This window comes from Caballeronia terrestris (assembly GCF_001544515.1).
GTDB lineage: Bacteria > Pseudomonadota > Gammaproteobacteria > Burkholderiales > Burkholderiaceae > Caballeronia > Caballeronia terrestris.
The window spans coordinates 1-1,427 of sequence record NZ_FCOL02000399.1 but is presented as its reverse complement, the minus strand read 5'-3'; the positions used below and the strand labels follow the sequence as shown (position 1 = coordinate 1,427).

The following is a 1,427-nucleotide window of genomic DNA, read 5'->3' as shown; positions in this document are numbered from 1 at the left end:
TCGAGTGGGCCTGCCGTCACTATCCCGGCGACTTTCTCGAGGGCTTTTCGCCTGGCGACTGCCCGCAGTTCGACGAGTGGGCTTTTTTTCGCCGTGAGGCCTTGCGGGGTCGGGCGATCCAGGCGCTCGAGCGAGTAGTGCACGACAAAAATGCGGCCGGCGACTACGCGGCTGCGGCTGCGCACGCCGGCCGTCTCGTTGAGCTCGATCCGCTCAGCGAAGTGTACGGCCGGCACCTAATCCGCAATCTACTGCTCGCCGGAGATCGGGCCGCGGCCGAGCGCCACCTCGAAGCCCTGACGCTGCGCCTTCGCGACGAACTCGATGTGGCGCCCGAAACCGAGACCCGCGCGCTGCTGAACGCCGGCGCAACGTTGCCAACCGAGGCCCCACCGCCGACGCGTTTTGTCCGCGGTCGCGACATCCATCTCGCGTTTCAGACCTACGGCGCCGGCCGCATTGATATTCTGGTGCTGCCGGGTTTCGTGTCCCACGTCGAACGGGTTTGGGAGGAGCAGCGGTGCCGGGCGTTCCTGTCCTCGCTCGCTGGAATGGGCCGTCTCATCCTGTTCGATCGTCGAGGCATCGGGCTTTCCGACCGTGTCGGATTCAATCCCAGCGTCGACGCCACCGCGCAGGACATCGGCACCGTGCTTGACGCCGCCGGCAGCCGCCGGGTCGTGCTGTTCGGCGCATCCGAGGGTGGACCGCCCTGCATCAAATTTGTCGTTGATCACCCCGATCGCGTCGCCGGCCTCATTTTGTTCGCCTCATTGGCGAAGGGATGCGCGACGCCCGACTATTTGCACGCGCTGCACGCTAGTCAGTATGACATGTGGTCGCAGCAGCTCGTCTCAGCGTGGGGCGGGCCAGCCGGCATCGAGACGTTCGCACCGAGCCTGTCTGGCGATCCTCAGGCAAGAGCCTGGTGGGCAGGCTTGCTGCGCGCCGCTTCGAGCCCAGGAGCCATCAATGGCGTGCTCGAGGCGTTGCGTGACATGGATGTGCGGCACCTTTTAGGCCGAGTTTCCGTTCCGACTCTGGTGCTCCATCGTCTCGACGACCGCGCCGTTCGCATCGGCGCCGGCCGGCATCTCGCCAGCCACATCGCGCAGGCGCGATTCGTCGAGCTCGACGGCGCCGATCATTGGGTCTTCGCGGGCGATCAGCAACCCGTCCTGGTCAGTATCAACCAGTTTGTCCGCACTCTCGCGGCTTGACTGCAAACGAGAGATACACGCCAGGATTGCAACGTTGCTAGCGGCTAGTCGATAACTCATGCATTCAACGGCGATTGCCGGTCCGGCCCAAAGCTGCCCTTCACCGAGTTGCGCAGTTCGCCCGACCGCTTTCGGTTAGCATTCGAAAGCGCCGCTCTCGAAGGAAGGCCGACGCTCGAATGTCCGAACGACACATGCGAATAGGGG

General features: G+C 64.6%; 1 protein-coding gene. It reads left to right on the top strand.

Annotated features, from left to right (window positions below; all coding sequences use genetic code 11):
• A partial coding sequence (locus AWB67_RS37750) for an alpha/beta fold hydrolase (RefSeq protein ID WP_087660846.1) occupies positions 1-1,220 on the top strand: 1,220 nt, incomplete at its 5' end.
• Between the last annotated feature and the right edge of the window lie 207 nt (positions 1,221-1,427).